Annotated in this window: 10 protein-coding genes, 2 tRNA genes and 3 rRNA genes; 4 read left to right on the forward strand and 11 right to left on the reverse strand. The window is 37.9% G+C overall.

Annotation, left to right across the window (positions count from 1 at the left end; all coding sequences use genetic code 11):
* The first annotated feature begins 65 nt into the window (after nucleotides 1–65).
* Nucleotides 66–572, forward strand: coding sequence for an RNA polymerase sigma-70 factor (locus GQR94_RS04575; RefSeq protein WP_233268680.1), 507 nt, complete (start codon nucleotides 66–68; stop codon nucleotides 570–572).
* Nucleotides 573–721: 149 nt separating this feature from the next.
* On the opposite strand, the gene GQR94_RS04580 is transcribed toward GQR94_RS04575, so the two are convergent.
* The 9 genes from GQR94_RS04580 to GQR94_RS04620 all read right to left on the reverse strand — a co-directional run bounded on the left by GQR94_RS04580 (nucleotide 722) and on the right by GQR94_RS04620 (nucleotide 9,888).
* Nucleotides 722–1,033 (reverse strand): transposase, encoded by a 312-nt coding sequence (locus tag GQR94_RS04580; protein ID WP_233268638.1) that lies wholly within the window; start codon nucleotides 1,031–1,033, stop codon nucleotides 722–724.
* A 122-nt stretch (nucleotides 1,034–1,155) separates the two neighbouring features.
* A complete protein-coding gene (locus GQR94_RS04585; RefSeq protein ID WP_158974371.1) occupies nucleotides 1,156–1,503 on the reverse strand; it encodes an IS3 family transposase in 348 nt (115 codons plus the stop codon).
* A 95-nt stretch (nucleotides 1,504–1,598) separates the two neighbouring features.
* On the reverse strand, nucleotides 1,599–1,865 hold the full coding sequence (locus tag GQR94_RS04590) for a transposase (protein WP_034669045.1): 267 nt from the start codon (nucleotides 1,863–1,865) through the stop codon (nucleotides 1,599–1,601).
* Between the two features lie 331 nt (nucleotides 1,866–2,196).
* Nucleotides 2,197–2,308: ribosomal RNA gene (rrf, locus tag GQR94_RS04595) — 5S ribosomal RNA — on the reverse strand.
* Nucleotides 2,309–2,479: 171 nt separating this feature from the next.
* Nucleotides 2,480–5,313: ribosomal RNA gene (locus GQR94_RS04600) — 23S ribosomal RNA — on the reverse strand.
* 232 nt (nucleotides 5,314–5,545) lie between these two features.
* A tRNA-Ala gene (locus GQR94_RS04605) sits at nucleotides 5,546–5,622 on the reverse strand.
* Between the two features lie 156 nt (nucleotides 5,623–5,778).
* Nucleotides 5,779–5,852 (reverse strand) — tRNA-Ile (locus GQR94_RS04610).
* A 139-nt stretch (nucleotides 5,853–5,991) separates the two neighbouring features.
* A 16S ribosomal RNA gene (locus GQR94_RS04615) occupies nucleotides 5,992–7,510 on the reverse strand.
* The 16S, 23S and 5S rRNA genes sit together here with 2 tRNA genes alongside, the layout of an rRNA operon.
* 389 nt (nucleotides 7,511–7,899) lie before the next feature.
* Entirely contained in the window at nucleotides 7,900–9,888 is a 1,989-nt protein-coding gene (locus tag GQR94_RS04620) for a putative porin (protein ID WP_158974372.1), read from the reverse strand.
* 122 nt (nucleotides 9,889–10,010) lie between these two features.
* Between GQR94_RS04620 and GQR94_RS04625 the strand changes: the two genes are divergently transcribed.
* The 3 genes from GQR94_RS04625 (at nucleotide 10,011) to GQR94_RS04635 (ending at nucleotide 13,928) form a co-directional block, all read left to right on the forward strand.
* Entirely contained in the window at nucleotides 10,011–10,607 is a 597-nt protein-coding gene (locus GQR94_RS04625; RefSeq protein ID WP_158974373.1) for a ribonuclease HII, read from the forward strand.
* Nucleotides 10,608–10,662: 55 nt separating this feature from the next.
* Nucleotides 10,663–13,119 (forward strand): ribonuclease HII, encoded by a 2,457-nt coding sequence (locus GQR94_RS04630; protein WP_158974374.1) that lies wholly within the window; start codon nucleotides 10,663–10,665, stop codon nucleotides 13,117–13,119.
* A gap of 110 nt (nucleotides 13,120–13,229) precedes the next feature.
* Nucleotides 13,230–13,928 (forward strand): hypothetical protein, encoded by a 699-nt coding sequence (locus GQR94_RS04635; RefSeq protein WP_199271535.1) that lies wholly within the window; start codon nucleotides 13,230–13,232, stop codon nucleotides 13,926–13,928.
* A 36-nt stretch (nucleotides 13,929–13,964) separates the two neighbouring features.
* On the opposite strand, the gene lipB is transcribed toward GQR94_RS04635, so the two are convergent.
* Both lipB and GQR94_RS04645 read right to left on the reverse strand, forming a co-directional pair.
* Nucleotides 13,965–14,681, reverse strand: a complete 717-nt coding sequence (lipB, locus tag GQR94_RS04640) for a lipoyl(octanoyl) transferase LipB (protein WP_158974375.1) — start codon at nucleotides 14,679–14,681, stop codon at nucleotides 13,965–13,967.
* 35 nt (nucleotides 14,682–14,716) lie between these two features.
* A complete protein-coding gene (locus GQR94_RS04645) occupies nucleotides 14,717–14,875 on the reverse strand; it encodes a YqaE/Pmp3 family membrane protein (protein WP_013549609.1) in 159 nt (52 codons plus the stop codon).
* Nucleotides 14,876–15,011: the final 136 nt, after the last annotated feature.

The following is a 15,011-nucleotide window of genomic DNA, read 5'->3' on the forward strand; positions in this document are numbered from 1 at the left end:
TAAATTTAAAAAACCATTACACTATTAAAGAAAATAAACTGAAAAAAGAAGAACAATCATTAGGTATTAAAAACCTTAGAAAGGGTGATGACGAAGTATTTAGACTACTTTATAAACAACATTATAAAAAGTTATGTGCTTATACTTACGGACTTTCAAAAGATAAAATACTATCTGAAGATATTGTACAAAATGTTTTCTTTAACCTCTGGAAAAATAGAAAAAAAATTGAAATTACAAATTCATTAAATGCCTATTTATTTAAGGCATGCTATAATGAATTTATAGATACTTATAAAAAGAAACAAAAAAAGATTGATTATTTAGCTGAAATAAGAATTTCTGCGATGGATTTCTTTATTGAAGATACTATTGAAACTACGAATGAAGTTAAAATTACTTCCATCAAAAAAGCCATTGAAAAACTTCCTAATAAATGCAAAGAAGTATTTATTATGATAAAAATTGAAGGCCTAAAATATAAGGAAGTTGCCGACAATTTAAAAATATCGATAAAGACGGTTGAAGCACATATGTCTTTAGCACTAAGAAAAATTAAAGAGCAAATTTAATAGCTCTCTCATTGAAGTAAACTGTAAACTTAAAGCACACCAAAATCTACCATTTACCATTCATGTAAGTGGTTTTTTTTGCTTTAAAACTACAGACATCTGCATTTAAAAACAAGCAACATATACGTCTTATTGTAGACTTCCCCTTCTTAGGACACCTCTAATTTCGATAAATAATTATTATTTAGCCCAGATTTGATGAAGAATTTAAATTCTTCATCAAATCTGGGCATGAATTCTTTAGGTGATATATTACCTAAAGATTTATGCGGGTGATTAAAATTATAGTCTTCTCTCCAGTTGTCGCTTATTTTTTGAAGTTGATAAATGTCATTGAAATAATAGGCATCTAATATATCCTCCCTAAAGAAACGGTTAAATCGTTCTATATATCCATTTTGCATTGGCTTTCCCGGTTGGGTATATTTAATTTCTATAAAGTTCTTTTTACACCAGTTCATAAAAGTCTTAGAGATAAACTCCGGGCCATTATCACATCTTACATATTTGGGTATTCCTATTTCCTCTTTTAGGCATTCAAGAGTTTCTACAACAGCTCTTGCTGGATAAGAAAGTCCTGCGTCTATGCTAGAGCTTCCCGATTACAGTCGTCTATAACATTAAACACTCTGAGCTTTCTACCATCAGTAAGGGCATCGCTCATAAAATCCATACTCCAACACTCATTTAATGTTAAAGGTGTTTCTAAAGGTTGTTTTATACGTTTAACCAAACGTTTTTTATGTTTACGGCGCAGACTGAGTTTCATCTCACGGTACACACGTAACACTCGTTTTCTGTTCCATTTTAAGCCTTCACGACGGATCTTATAATAATATTCATCAAAACCTCTAGTTGGGTATGATTCCGCTAACGCTGTTAGCTTATCAATAACCTCACTATCATCTTTCTTACTTTGGTAATACCACATCGATCTACTCAGTCCTACAATATTACAGGCACGGATGATAGGAATTACAAACCTTTTGATGAGATACTTTACACGAACTCTCTTGTCGGAAGGCTTTAGAACTTTTTTGACAATACGTCTTTAAGCATCTTATTATCAAGACTCACATCAGCATACATCTGTTTAAGTTTATTGTTCTCTTCTTCAAGTTCTTTTAAACGTTTAAGCTGCTGTTGTTCCATACCGCCGTACTTCTTTCTCCAATAGTAGAAGGTGCTTTTGTCAATTCCTAATTCTCTAGATAAATCACCTACGGATCTTCCTTGTTCATTTTCCTTAAGAGCTTTAATAATCTGGCTCTCGCTAAATTTGCTGTTTTTCATTGTGACAGTTTGAATTTAAAGTTAGTAAATTCGAATTATAAACTGTCCTATTTTTAGGGAAGCCTACATTATCCCTTCTAGATACCAACTAAAAATTGACACAAAATAGGAAAAAGGAAGTCTTGAGCGGTGTTTAAGTATTAATAGAGTACATTAAAAACGAATTATGCGCTACAGGATTGTTCCAAGTCCTAAGAACATACTTGCACTTGAGTAATGATTTAATATTAGGTAGCGCTATACTCCCGTGTGCCTTGCAGAGGATACAATACTACACAAACCTTTATAAACAAAAAAAGTCCTCAATATTTCTATTGAGGACTTGATTAAAAAAAGGCGACGACCTACTCTCCCACTTGGTATAGCAGTACCATCGGCGCTGATAGGCTTAACTTCCCTGTTCGGAATGGTAAGGGGTGGACCCTATCGCCATGGTCACCTTAAATCTTTGTACTACACCTATGGTATAGCAACTAATATTGTTAACATATTAAAGGGACAAAATGGGTGGTATAACCACTCACATAAAACACTTGTATATAATTAAAGTAAGCTACGATTTACGGCTTATGTAATGTAAAAAGGAAGTCCGCCCCCTAATTAAAGGGGGCAAGTTGTGCAAGCCTATGGGCTATTAGTACTACTTGGCTACAGACATTACTGCCCTTCTACCTATAGCCTATCAACGTGGTCATCTCCCACGGCCCTTTAAAGAAATCTCATCTTGTGGCTGGTTTCGCGCTTATATGCTTTCAGCGCTTATCCAATCCCGACATAGCTACCCAGCAATGCTCCTGGCGGAACAACTGGTGCACCAGAGGTCAGTCCAACTCGGTCCTCTCGTACTAGAGTCAGATCCACGCAAATTTCTAACGCCCGCAGTAGATAGAGACCGAACTGTCTCACGACGTTCTGAACCCAGCTCGCGTGCCACTTTAATGGGCGAACAGCCCAACCCTTGGGACCTTCTCCAGCCCCAGGATGTGACGAGCCGACATCGAGGTGCCAAACCCCCCCGTCGATATGAGCTCTTGGGGGAGATCAGCCTGTTATCCCCGGCGTACCTTTTATCCTTTGAGCGATGGCCCTTCCATGCGGAACCACCGGATCACTATGCTCTTGTTTCCAACCTGTTCGGCCTGTATGCCTCTCAGTCAAGCACCCTTGTGCCATTGCACTCTACGTACGATTACCAACCGTACTGAGGGTACCTTTAGAAGCCTCCGTTACTCTTTTGGAGGCGACCACCCCAGTCAAACTACCCACCACGCACTGTTCCCTAGTGTTAGGGTTAGGCCCTAGATAAGCAAAGGCTGGTATTTCAACAATGACTCCACAACGCCTGGCGACGCCGCTTCAAAGTCTCCCAGCTATCCTACACATTACTTACCCAGAACCAATACGAAGCTATAGTAAAGGTGCACGGGGTCTTTTCGTCCCACTGCGGGTAACCGGCATCTTCACCGATACTACAATTTCACCGAGCTCATGGCCGAGACAGTGTCCAGATCGTTGCACCATTCGTGCAGGTCGGAACTTACCCGACAAGGAATTTCGCTACCTTAGGACCGTTATAGTTACGGCCGCCGTTTCTGGGGCTTCAATTCAATGCTTCGCCGAAACTAACATCTCCTCTTAACCTTCCAGCACCGGGCAGGTGTCAGGCCCTATACTTCATCTTTCGATTTTGCAGAGCCCTGTGTTTTTGATAAACAGTCGCCTGGACCTCTTCACTGCGGCCCTCCTAAAAGGAGGGCGACCCTTCTCCCGAAGTTACGGGTCTATTTTGCCTAGTTCCTTAGCCATGAATCTCTCGAGCGCCTTAGAATACTCATCCCAACCACCTGTGTCGGTTTACGGTACGGGCTGCTTCACTTGTTTTTCTCGGAGGATGTTACGCTGGATTATCGACGCAGCCGAAGCTTTATCGTACTATCGGGGTGTCACCACTCCCTTCAACGCGCTATTCCGTCAGCGCGCACCAACACCACATCCCCGTCACTTTTAGCGTGAGCAGGTAGCAGAATATTAACTGCTTGTCCATCCACTACCCCTTTCGGGTTCGCGTTAGGTCCCGACTGACCCCCAGCTGATTAGCATAGCTGGGGAAACCTTGGTCTTTCGGCGTGCGGGTTTCTCGCCCGCATTATCGTTACTTATGCCTACATTTTCGTTTCTATGCGTTCCAGCAACCCTTACAGATCACCTTCAACACCCATAGAATGCTCCCCTACCCCTCTGTACCGAGTACAGAAGCCATAGCTTCGGTGGTATACTTATGCCCGATTATTATCCATGCGGAATCGCTCGACCAGTGAGCTGTTACGCACTCTTTAAATGAATGGCTGCTTCCAAGCCAACATCCTGGCTGTCAATGCAATTCCACCGCGTTATATCAACTTAGTATACACTTGGGGACCTTAGCTGATGGTCCGGGTTCTTTCCCTCTCGGACATGGACCTTAGCACCCATGCCCTCACTGCTGTGAAACATTTTATAGCATTCGGAGTTTGTCAGGAATTGGTAGGCGGTGAAGCCCCCGCATCCAATCAGTAGCTCTACCTCTATAAAACTATCACAACGCTGCACCTAAATGCATTTCGGGGAGTACGAGCTATTTCCGAGTTTGATTGGCCTTTCACCCCTACCCACAGGTCATCCCAAGACTTTTCAACGTCAACGGGTTCGGTCCTCCACTTTGGGTTAACAAAGCTTCAACCTGCCCATGGGTAGATCACACGGTTTCGCGTCTACTACTACTAACTATGGCGCCCTATTCAGACTCGCTTTCGCTACGGCTCCGATCCTTAAAATCTTAACCTTGCTAGTAAAAGTAACTCGTAGGCTCATTATGCAAAAGGCACGCCGTCACCCCTAAAGGCTCCGACCGCTTGTAAGCGTATGGTTTCAGGATCTTTTTCACTCCGTTATTCACGGTTCTTTTCACCTTTCCCTCACGGTACTGGTTCACTATCGGTCTCTCAGGAGTATTTAGCCTTACCGGATGGTCCCGGCAAATTCATACAAGGTTTCACGTGCCCCGCACTACTCAGGATACCACTATCAATAACGTCCTTTACTTATACCGGGCTATCACCGTCTTCGGCCTATCTTTCCAAATAGTTCTAATTCATCGCGCATCAAATATCGTGGTCCTACAACCCCAGCATTGCCGAAACAATACTGGTTTGGGCTAATCCGCGTTCGCTCGCCACTACTAACGGAATCACTTTTGTTTTCTCCTCCTCCGGCTACTTAGATGTTTCAGTTCACCGGGTTTGCTTGATCTTACGATCACGACTGGCCTTCAACCAGACAGGTTGCCCCATTCGGATATCCGCGGATCACAAGTTGTGTGCACCTCCCCGCAGCTTTTCGCAGCTTATCACGTCCTTCATCGCCTCTGAGAGCCTAGGCATCCCCCATACGCCCTTTTCTAGCTTGTCACTAGTCCTTTTTATTCTATTATATAAATTACTACTGTATAAATACAGCAGTACCTCTATCGTACTTTACTCTATTTTTAAATTTGTGTTTTCTTGTGATTACAATATCCCTGAAGATAATTGTAATTCACTTTGTCCCAATATGTCAATGAACTTTCGGTGATTCACCATGACAATAAAATTATCAATGATTCCTCCTCAATACTGAAGATATAAATATCTCCAGGCATTGCCTGGTGGAGAATATCGGAGTCGAACCGATGACCTCCTGCGTGCAAGGCAGGCGCTCTAGCCAGCTGAGCTAATCCCCCGTCTTTTAGTGATCAGTTAACAGTTATTAGTTAACAGTACTTATAACGGCTATACTCAACCTCTAAAATTTCCTTTCAAGTGATACTAATTTAAATTAGTATCCTCAATTTTAATGAACGTATCTTGATTAAATAAATAACCAAACTTTAAGCTTGTAGTCTCAGGCAGACTCGAACTGCCGACCTCTACATTATCAGTGTAGCGCTCTAACCAGCTGAGCTATGAGACTCTCACTTAGCGAATCCTTTAACAGACTCTATCAATATTATAATAACATAATTATAAGACAGCAATTTGAACAATTAATAACTTAAAAATACAAGGACTAGAACTCTTTCGTATTTTATCATTGAGATGTTTTTCTCTAGAAAGGAGGTGTTCCAGCCGCACCTTCCGGTACGGCTACCTTGTTACGACTTAGCCCTAGTTACCGATCTTGCCCTAGGCCGCTCCTTACGGTGACGGACTTCAGGCACTCCCGGCTTCCATGGCTTGACGGGCGGTGTGTACAAGGCCCGGGAACGTATTCACCGGATCATGGCTGATATCCGATTACTAGCGATTCCAGCTTCACGGGGTCGAGTTGCAGACCCCGATCCGAACTGTGACCGGTTTTATAGATTCGCTCTCTGTTGCCAGATGGCTGCTCTCTGTACCGGCCATTGTAGCACGTGTGTGGCCCAGGACGTAAGGGCCGTGATGATTTGACGTCATCCCCACCTTCCTCACGGTTTGCACCGGCAGTCTCGTTAGAGTCCCCATCATTACATGCTGGCAACTAACGACAGGGGTTGCGCTCGTTATAGGACTTAACCTGACACCTCACGGCACGAGCTGACGACAACCATGCAGCACCTTGTAAATTGTCCGAAGAAAAGTCTATCTCTAAACCTGTCAATCTACATTTAAGCCCTGGTAAGGTTCCTCGCGTATCATCGAATTAAACCACATGCTCCACCGCTTGTGCGGGCCCCCGTCAATTCCTTTGAGTTTCATTCTTGCGAACGTACTCCCCAGGTGGGATACTTATCACTTTCGCTTGGCCGCTCAGTCCGAAAACCGAACAGCTAGTATCCATCGTTTACGGCGTGGACTACCAGGGTATCTAATCCTGTTCGCTACCCACGCTTTCGTCCATCAGCGTCAGTGTATAGTTAGTGACCTGCCTTCGCAATCGGTATTCTAAGTAATATCTATGCATTTCACCGCTACACTACTTATTCTAGCCACTTCACTATAACTCAAGACCGCCAGTATCAAAGGCAGTGCATACGGTTGAGCCGCAGCATTTCACCTCTGACTTAACAGCCCGCCTACGGACCCTTTAAACCCAATAATTCCGGATAACGCTCGGACCCTCCGTATTACCGCGGCTGCTGGCACGGAGTTAGCCGGTCCTTATTCTTACAGTACCGTCATCAATCTACACGTAGATCTTATTCTTCCTGTATAAAAGTAGTTTACAACCCATAGGGCAGTCTTCCTACACGCGGCATGGCTGGATCAGACTTCCGTCCATTGTCCAATATTCCTCACTGCTGCCTCCCGTAGGAGTCTGGTCCGTGTCTCAGTACCAGTGTGGGGGATCTCCCTCTCAGGACCCCTACCCATCGAAGTCTTGGTGTGCCGTTACCACACCAACTAACTAATGGGACGCATGCTCATCTCTTACCGTAACCTTTAATATATAAGTGATGCCACTCATATACCACATAAGATATTAATCCAAATTTCTCTGGGCTATCCCTTAGTAAGAGGTAGATTGCATACGCGTTGCGCACCCGTGCGCCGGTCGTCAGCGGAGCAAGCTCCCTGTTACCCCTCGACTTGCATGTGTTAGGCCTGCCGCTAGCGTTCATCCTGAGCCAGGATCAAACTCTTCATCGTTGTTTTGTAAATATTATATAACATCCTAAACCAACAATAAAATCATCCGAATCCTAGCCCTTAATATTCTTTAAGCTAATTCTTTAATTCAATTTATTTAATTACCGTTTCCAGTAATTAAACGCTGTCTTACAATATGTCAATGAACTTTTATTTCGTATTCTTATCCGCTTACCTCAGTATCGTTGTTTCCCTAAGCGGCTGCAAATATACACCCTCTTTTGAAACCTACAAGCGTTTTGATAAAGTTTTTTTAATAAAATTTAAAACCTTTTCTCATCACCCACTATAACAATACGTTACGCCTGAAAATAAATGTGATTTAATTAAAAACAATTGCAATAGATAGCATCCTTTATTAAAACACCACCTACTCAAAGAAACCTATCTTAACTAAAAAAGTTCCAAACCACTCCAAAGCGCACAATAAAATCACGATATGGGTAGTCTGGTGCAGAAAAGTAATTATAATCACTAAAGGAAGAATTGAAATGCTCTGCCTTTAAATAAATGCGGGTTTGCTGCACTTTAGCATTAATAAAAAAATCTAATAGCGGAAAACCCCCTAAACTTTGGTTATTCTGTATATACAACTCCCCCAGTAAAGGATTATATGAATTCATATTATAGGACGTAAAATACTTAAAGGTAATCCCAGTTTGCAAAAACATTGCTTTCTTAAATACTTCCTTTGAATAATACAAGGTGTTTCTAGTTGTAAACTGTGGCACATTAAGAATGTCATTACTTTGAGACACCGTTTGATACATCACAGTATTATCTAATGCAAAATTACCTAGTTTAAACTCCTTAGCATACTTCACCTTTATATAATTGATACTACTGGCTTCTTGAAAAGGTTTAATATATTGATTTTCACTCTCATCATCTACTATTGTTACGGATGGATCAACAGCAAAATAAGAATAGTTATCTAAAGTCGTGAATTTAGCGGATATACCTCCAAGCAACTTAGAATCAATAGCAACCTGTAAACTATTTGTCTTTGTCTTTTCAAAAATATTTGAATTATCCCAGTTGTAATTACTATAGTCACTTTGATATAATAGATAATTAAAATTTGGCATTCTAGAAGAGGAATGCAGCTTTGCACTTAAAGACATATTCTCACCTATGGTATAACTTGCTTCCGCATTAAGAATAGACCCTGTTAAATCGCCCGTAAGGTTATAAGCGAAGTCCCCTTTTAAATTAAAACCTTTTATCCGTTTCTGATAATTAGCGCCAATTGAAATTTCATCTCCTTTGAGCTGAGACCTCAAGGTCTGCTCATCTGTAATAAGTATACTATTAAAGGAGTAATTATAATTAAATATATTTAAGTTTGCCTTTAACCTCCCTAGTGTAGTATTATAAAACTCCGCACTAAATTGATTATAGAAAGATCGCAAGCGCGCCCTATCTGAAAGATCTGTAGCCACGAACGCATCACCGAAATAATCATTTTGATCATCTTGAGAAAACTGATAATACTTGGTTTCATAATTAAATTGATGCCCTAGAGCTAAAGAAGTCTTTTCTATTGCACTGGAATCACTATCTTTTTTAATTAATTTATATTGATTTTCAAAAAAATATCTTTTCCCTAGAATTTTACTTTCTGCATCTGTAAAATTCACATCAATCCTAGACCTATCCGTAAAATCTGAATCTCCAGATTCAAATTGAGTTGCAACATCCTCGACACCACCATCCTCTTCATTGATCAAATCTTGCGCAGCAATATGCCCCCTAAAGGAATATCTTTTATTTTCACTTAAGTAATTAGCACTTGTTCTAAAATTACCCGACTCGGCTTCACTATTATTATATTTTCCATAAGACCTAAACCCTTTATATGCAATAGCGTAATTAAAACGTTTAGATAAATTAAAAGTCAAAAGAATATCTAAAAATTGACCTTCTTCAAAAACAGTTTTAAACATGATTTCTGTCATCGGAGTAGGAACATTGTAATAATTAATATCCTCCATCTCCAGGTAATTATAGTTTTTAGCCATGGCCCCTAGTTTCGGATAGAAAAAATTAGGTTCAAAATTATAGGCTAAATTATTATAGGGTTGCCCCATATTAGGAAAAGGCAATAATTCAAAATTGTCTTTTCTAATATAATTATATTTATAATCTTTTTTTATGGATAGCGTAGTATCTACATAAGTAGTATCCCTATAGTAAGAGATAATCTTATAATCCCCAATAACAGGTTCATACTCCACCTTACTAGTATCTATTTTTTTATCTAAATTTTTATCAGCTTTTGGCAGCGGTCTTGCCTCTTTGGATTTTGGAATTGAATCTTGCTGACTTGAAACAAAATTTGAACTTAACACAATAAATAATAATATTATATATCTCATTGAAAAACACTTATCGAAACAAAGGTAATTTTTTAAGTTTTAATAAAATGTGAAAGTTTTGATTATAGCTATCCGTGTATTAATTTTACTCATTATTAGACTTAATAACGAACCTGGACAAAATGCTTAAAAATTTCCACATCTCAAAAAATGAAATAGGCACTGATGAGGCCGGTCGCGGCTGTCTTGCAGGACCCGTTACTGCCGCTGCAGTGGTGCTTCCTGAGAAATTTACAAACATCTTATTAAACGACTCAAAGAAATTATCAGAAATTAAACGGTTTACTTTAAAACCAATTATTGAAGAACTCGCATTATCCTTCGCCGTTACACACATTGAACCACTGGTTATTGATGACATTAATATTTTAAATGCTTCTATACTAGCGATGCAAAAATCTGTTTTAAAACTAGATACTACTGCTAGGCACATTATCGTTGATGGCAATCGGTTTAAACCTATGGAAAACTACTCTTATGATTGCATTATTAAAGGAGACGGGAAGTATATGAGCATCGCAGCAGCATCCATCCTAGCGAAAACCTATAGAGATGAAGTTATGAATGTTCTTCACGAAGAATTCCCCATGTATAATTGGAAACAAAACAAAGGGTATCCTACCAAAGAACATAGAGCCGCAATTAGAAAATATGGCATCACTAAATATCATAGAAAGAGCTTTAGACAGCTCCCCGAACAACTTAAAATTAATATATAACCTCGCTTTTTTTATATCACTGTTTTAGCTTTAAATTTGTAAAAAAGCTACGTTTATGAAATTGAAAGTCTGTGTTTTCATTATTATGGTATTTCTAAGTTGCAAAAAAGAAGCAAACACATCACCTTCTCTTCTTAAACATATTCCACAAAATGCAGCAATACTGATTAAGATCAATGATTTTGACCTTTTTACTAGTGATTTAAAAAACAATAGCTTTCTTAAAGAATATCAGAAAACTCCCCACTACCAAGAATCTTTTGAATACTTAAAATTATTATCCTACTTGAAGCCTAGCGAAGAAAGCATCATCAGTTTTATAGCAGTAGGCAAAGGAAAATTAGATTACTTTTTCAAAACCAAAACCTCGACAGCTTTACTGAATTTAAGCGGTATTAAAAATAAGACCATAGAAGAATTAACTTACGAAAGCTATAGCTTTACCAAAGCTACTATTGAAGATCAAATAACCTATATATACAAGGACAGTGATTATACTTTTATCTCTTCTTCGCAATTATTGATTGAAAACCTTATTAGAACACAAGAGTTCCCTGAAACTGATTCGAAATTAAGGAAGCTCTATGACTCGAGTAGTAAAAATAAATCAGCAACTTTCTTTTTTAACACCAAATACTGTAAAGAACTCACTGCTTCACTCAAAGAAGCAAACAAATTTGATCTTTCTGAATTTTCTGATTGGATTTCTTTAGATGCTATTATCAAACAAAACGAATTAAAGCTAACTGGAATAAGCTTATGCAACGAAGGTAGTCCTACAAAATTTGCATCGTTATTTTCTAATGTTAGTCCCATGGTAAACCAGACGCAATTTTACGCACCAATAAACGCTCAATATATTACATCATACACCTTCAAGAACTTTGAGAATTACTACAAGAATCAACAAAAATACCTAGAAGCCTTACCTAAAAAAGACACCACATTTCAGGCAGTCCAAGAATTAGGAATTATAGGACTATCAAATGAAAAAGTAGTGGTATTGCAAACTTTGGATGCTGAACATCTCGTTGCTATTCTTAATCTGAATTCTAATGAAACGATTAATTACCAAGGAAACGAAATATTAAAACTTACTGATGACACTTTTTTAGCTGCTTTCAAAGCTATCCTTCCTGACTTTAAAACAAATTATGTAACAATACTGGAAGAAGTATTAGTTTTTTCTGAGCATCTAGCACCACTTCAAAATACGATTAGCAATTATAAAAATGAAGCAACTTTTGACAAATCTGAAGTTTATAGTAGTGCGAAAAGTAGTATTGCAGATGCCTCAAATATTTTATTTATTTCTTCTCCAGAAGGAATAGATAAATACCGTCAAAATGAAATAAAAGAAGATATGGTTAAAAAAATCGATGCCATAGATTTTACGAACCAGATAGTTGTGGGTCAATTAGTTTCTGATAAAGGTTTTTTCCATTCAAGCATTGTATTAAAAAAAATAACTGAAAAAACAGAAAGTAATTTAACCGCACCGTTATTCACTATTCAACTTGACAACAATATTGCGACACAACCACAATTTGTAGAAAATCATTTAACCAAGAAAAAAGAGATCATTGTCCAGGACGTCAACAATATTCTTTACCTAATTTCAACAGAAGGAAAAGTATTATGGAAAAAACAATTGGGCGGCAAAATTAAAGGGGAAATTTCCCAAGTGGATTTATACAAAAATGGACGTTTACAATTGGCCTTTACAACAGACAATCAGTTTTTAATCTTAGATAGGAACGGAGTTATCGTAAAACCTTTTGATATGAGCTTTGATTCTGCTGAATTGAATAGCCTTTCTGTATTTGATTATGACAATACTAGAAATTATCGTTTTGTAATCACTGAGAAGTCCAAAATAAGAATGTTCGATGCCACAGGAAAAGCTGTTGAAGGTTTTAATTTCAAGGGTAACAACAAAACGATTACCAAAGCCCCAAAACATTTTAGATTTGACAGAAAGGACTATATCGTTTTTCCTGAAGAAGATGGAACCCTACGCATCATTAGCCGTGTGGGAACGGATCGCGTTACCGTAAAAGAAAAAATTGATTTCTCCGATAACGAAGTCTATAATTATAAAAACAAATTTACCCTTACTGACAATAAAGGAATGCTGTATCAAATTAGCGAAAAGGGAACTATTGAAAAAAGTAATTTGAAGCTCAACAAAGATCACGGAATCTTCGCAACCAAAAATACTTTGGCGGTTATGAATGAAAATACATTAACGGTAAAAGATAAAAAAATAGATCTTGAACTCGGGCTATATTCAAAACCACAAATTTTTTATAACAACGATAAAATTTACGTGAGTGTAACAGACTTACAGAACCAGAAAATATATTTATTTGACAGTAATTTAAAATCGATTCAGAATTTTCCTGTGTATGGAAACTCCGCTATAGCCCTAGGGGATATAGATAACGACAAAAAATTAGAACTTGTTGCTAAAGATTTAGAGAATTCACTAATTGTTTATCGCATCAATTAATCTTATAAAATAAGTTAGTTATACAAATTCGCCATCCATCCATACAAGTTATTACCTAACTAGGTATTACATTTTCTATATTGTTTACAGAAACACTACAATAAAAGATTATGAAAAACCTGATAAGCGCATTACTAATAATCCTCTTATTCTCTTCAAACGTCTCTAGTCAAATTAACTGCAGCAGGTATTACCCGCTAGAGGAAGGGACTACCTTTCAATATACTTCTACAAATAAAAAAGGAAAAATTGAAAGTACCGCAGATTACAAGATTTCAAAAGTAGACAACACAACAGGAACTACGGTTGCAGAAATGACAATTAACTTAAGTGATCACAAAGGAAAAGAAATTATGTCATCTAGCTACCACATTTCTTGTTCAGATACAGGGATAAAAATTGATTTTCAGTCTTTGATGCCAGGTGATATGCTGAAACAATACCAAGAAATGGATCTTGATGTAGCTCTAACAGGCACAGACATAGAATTACCAAATGACTTAACAATAGGACAAGAACTCACCGACGCCAATGTTACCATGAATATAAGTATGGCGGGCATGAATATGAAGACCATTGTAAATATGATGAACCGTAAAGTAGAAAAGAAAGAAAATGTAACAACATCTTCTGGCTCTTACGAATGCTTTGTAATCTATAGCGAGAATGAATCACAAGTAATGGGTATAAAAAAAACCTTCCCATCTAGGCTTTGGCTCGCAGAAGGTGTAGGAATGGTAAAACAAGAAAGTTATAAAAGTAATGGAGATTTAATAAGCGCTACAGCACTAACCAAATTTAACAACTAGTGATGCTTTTTTAGCACTTCCTAAAGAAACCGAGGTCTAAACCTCGGTTTCTTCTTGTATAAATTCTGCTTCAAAAAGCACAGAGAAGTGCTTCAAAAGTTTGTTTTTCACTTCTTCTATATCTACTTCTTTTTGCCCTAATTCTACATTTAAAGAAGTCACTGCTTTTCCTTTTATTCCACATGGAATCATGAGATCAAAATAGCCTAAATCTGCATTTACATTTAAAGCAAAGCCGTGCATGGTTACCCAGCGGCTTGCCCGGACACCCATAGCACAAATTTTACGTGCAAAAGGGGTTCCAACATCCAACCAAACTCCTGTTTCTCCTTTAGAGCGTTCTGCTTTAAGGCCATATTCTTGTAGTGTTAAAATAACCACCTCTTCTAAGAACCGAAGGTATTTATGAATGTCTGTGAAAAAATTATCTAAATCTAAAATAGGATATCCAACAATCTGTCCCGGACCATGATAGGTAATATCTCCTCCTCTATTAATCTTATAAAATGTAGCTCCTTTAATTGCTAATTGCGCTTCATCTATAAGAAGATTATCCATGTCCCCACTTTTACCTAAAGTATAGACATGCGGATGCTCTACAAAAAGTAAATAATTTGTAGTCTCAAGATTTAATTCTTCCCTCCTGTTTTTAATTTTAGTATCTATGATAGATTTAAAAAGTGTTTCTTGGTAATCCCAAGTTTCCTTATAATCTTTTAACCCTAGATCTTTATATATAACAAGCTTATTCATGCCTGCAAAGATACAAAGACCTAAATTATACAAAACTAATTATCGGGGTTATTTAAGATTACTAAAGCTGCTATTACACCTGGTACCCAACCGCAAAGGGTTAGCAAAAAAACAATAACAATAGAACCACAACCTTTACCAATTACAGCTAGGGGCGGAAAAAAAATGGCTAAAAGAACTCTCCAAATACTCATTTTGATTGATTTTGATTGATGAATGTACTGATTAGACGATAAAGCTAAATATATGTTACAGTATTTTCATAAAAATGATATTTAGCAACATTTACATTTTTTCAGATTGATGAATTGGAGCATTGTACTTATATTT

The organism is Cellulophaga sp. L1A9, assembly GCF_009797025.1.
Taxonomy (GTDB): domain Bacteria; phylum Bacteroidota; class Bacteroidia; order Flavobacteriales; family Flavobacteriaceae; genus Cellulophaga.

Bases quoted from the DNA above. Each gene is read 5' to 3' on its own strand.
- GQR94_RS04580 (WP_233268638.1), bottom strand. From the start codon at position 1,033: ATGAACTGGTGTAAAAAGAACTTTATAGAAATTAAATATACCCAACCG.
- GQR94_RS04585 (WP_158974371.1), bottom strand. From the start codon at position 1,503: ATGTGGTATTACCAAAGTAAGAAAGATGATAGTGAGGTTATTGATAAG.
- GQR94_RS04590 (WP_034669045.1), bottom strand. From the start codon at position 1,865: ATGAAAAACAGCAAATTTAGCGAGAGCCAGATTATTAAAGCTCTTAAG.
- GQR94_RS04620 (WP_158974372.1), bottom strand. From the start codon at position 9,888: ATGAGATATATAATATTATTATTTATTGTGTTAAGTTCAAATTTTGTT.
- GQR94_RS04625 (WP_158974373.1), top strand. From the start codon at position 10,011: ATGCTTAAAAATTTCCACATCTCAAAAAATGAAATAGGCACTGATGAG.
- GQR94_RS04630 (WP_158974374.1), top strand. From the start codon at position 10,663: ATGAAATTGAAAGTCTGTGTTTTCATTATTATGGTATTTCTAAGTTGC.
- GQR94_RS04635 (WP_199271535.1), top strand. From the start codon at position 13,230: ATGAAAAACCTGATAAGCGCATTACTAATAATCCTCTTATTCTCTTCA.
- lipB (WP_158974375.1), bottom strand. From the start codon at position 14,681: ATGAATAAGCTTGTTATATATAAAGATCTAGGGTTAAAAGATTATAAG.
- GQR94_RS04645 (WP_013549609.1), bottom strand. From the start codon at position 14,875: ATGAGTATTTGGAGAGTTCTTTTAGCCATTTTTTTTCCGCCCCTAGCT.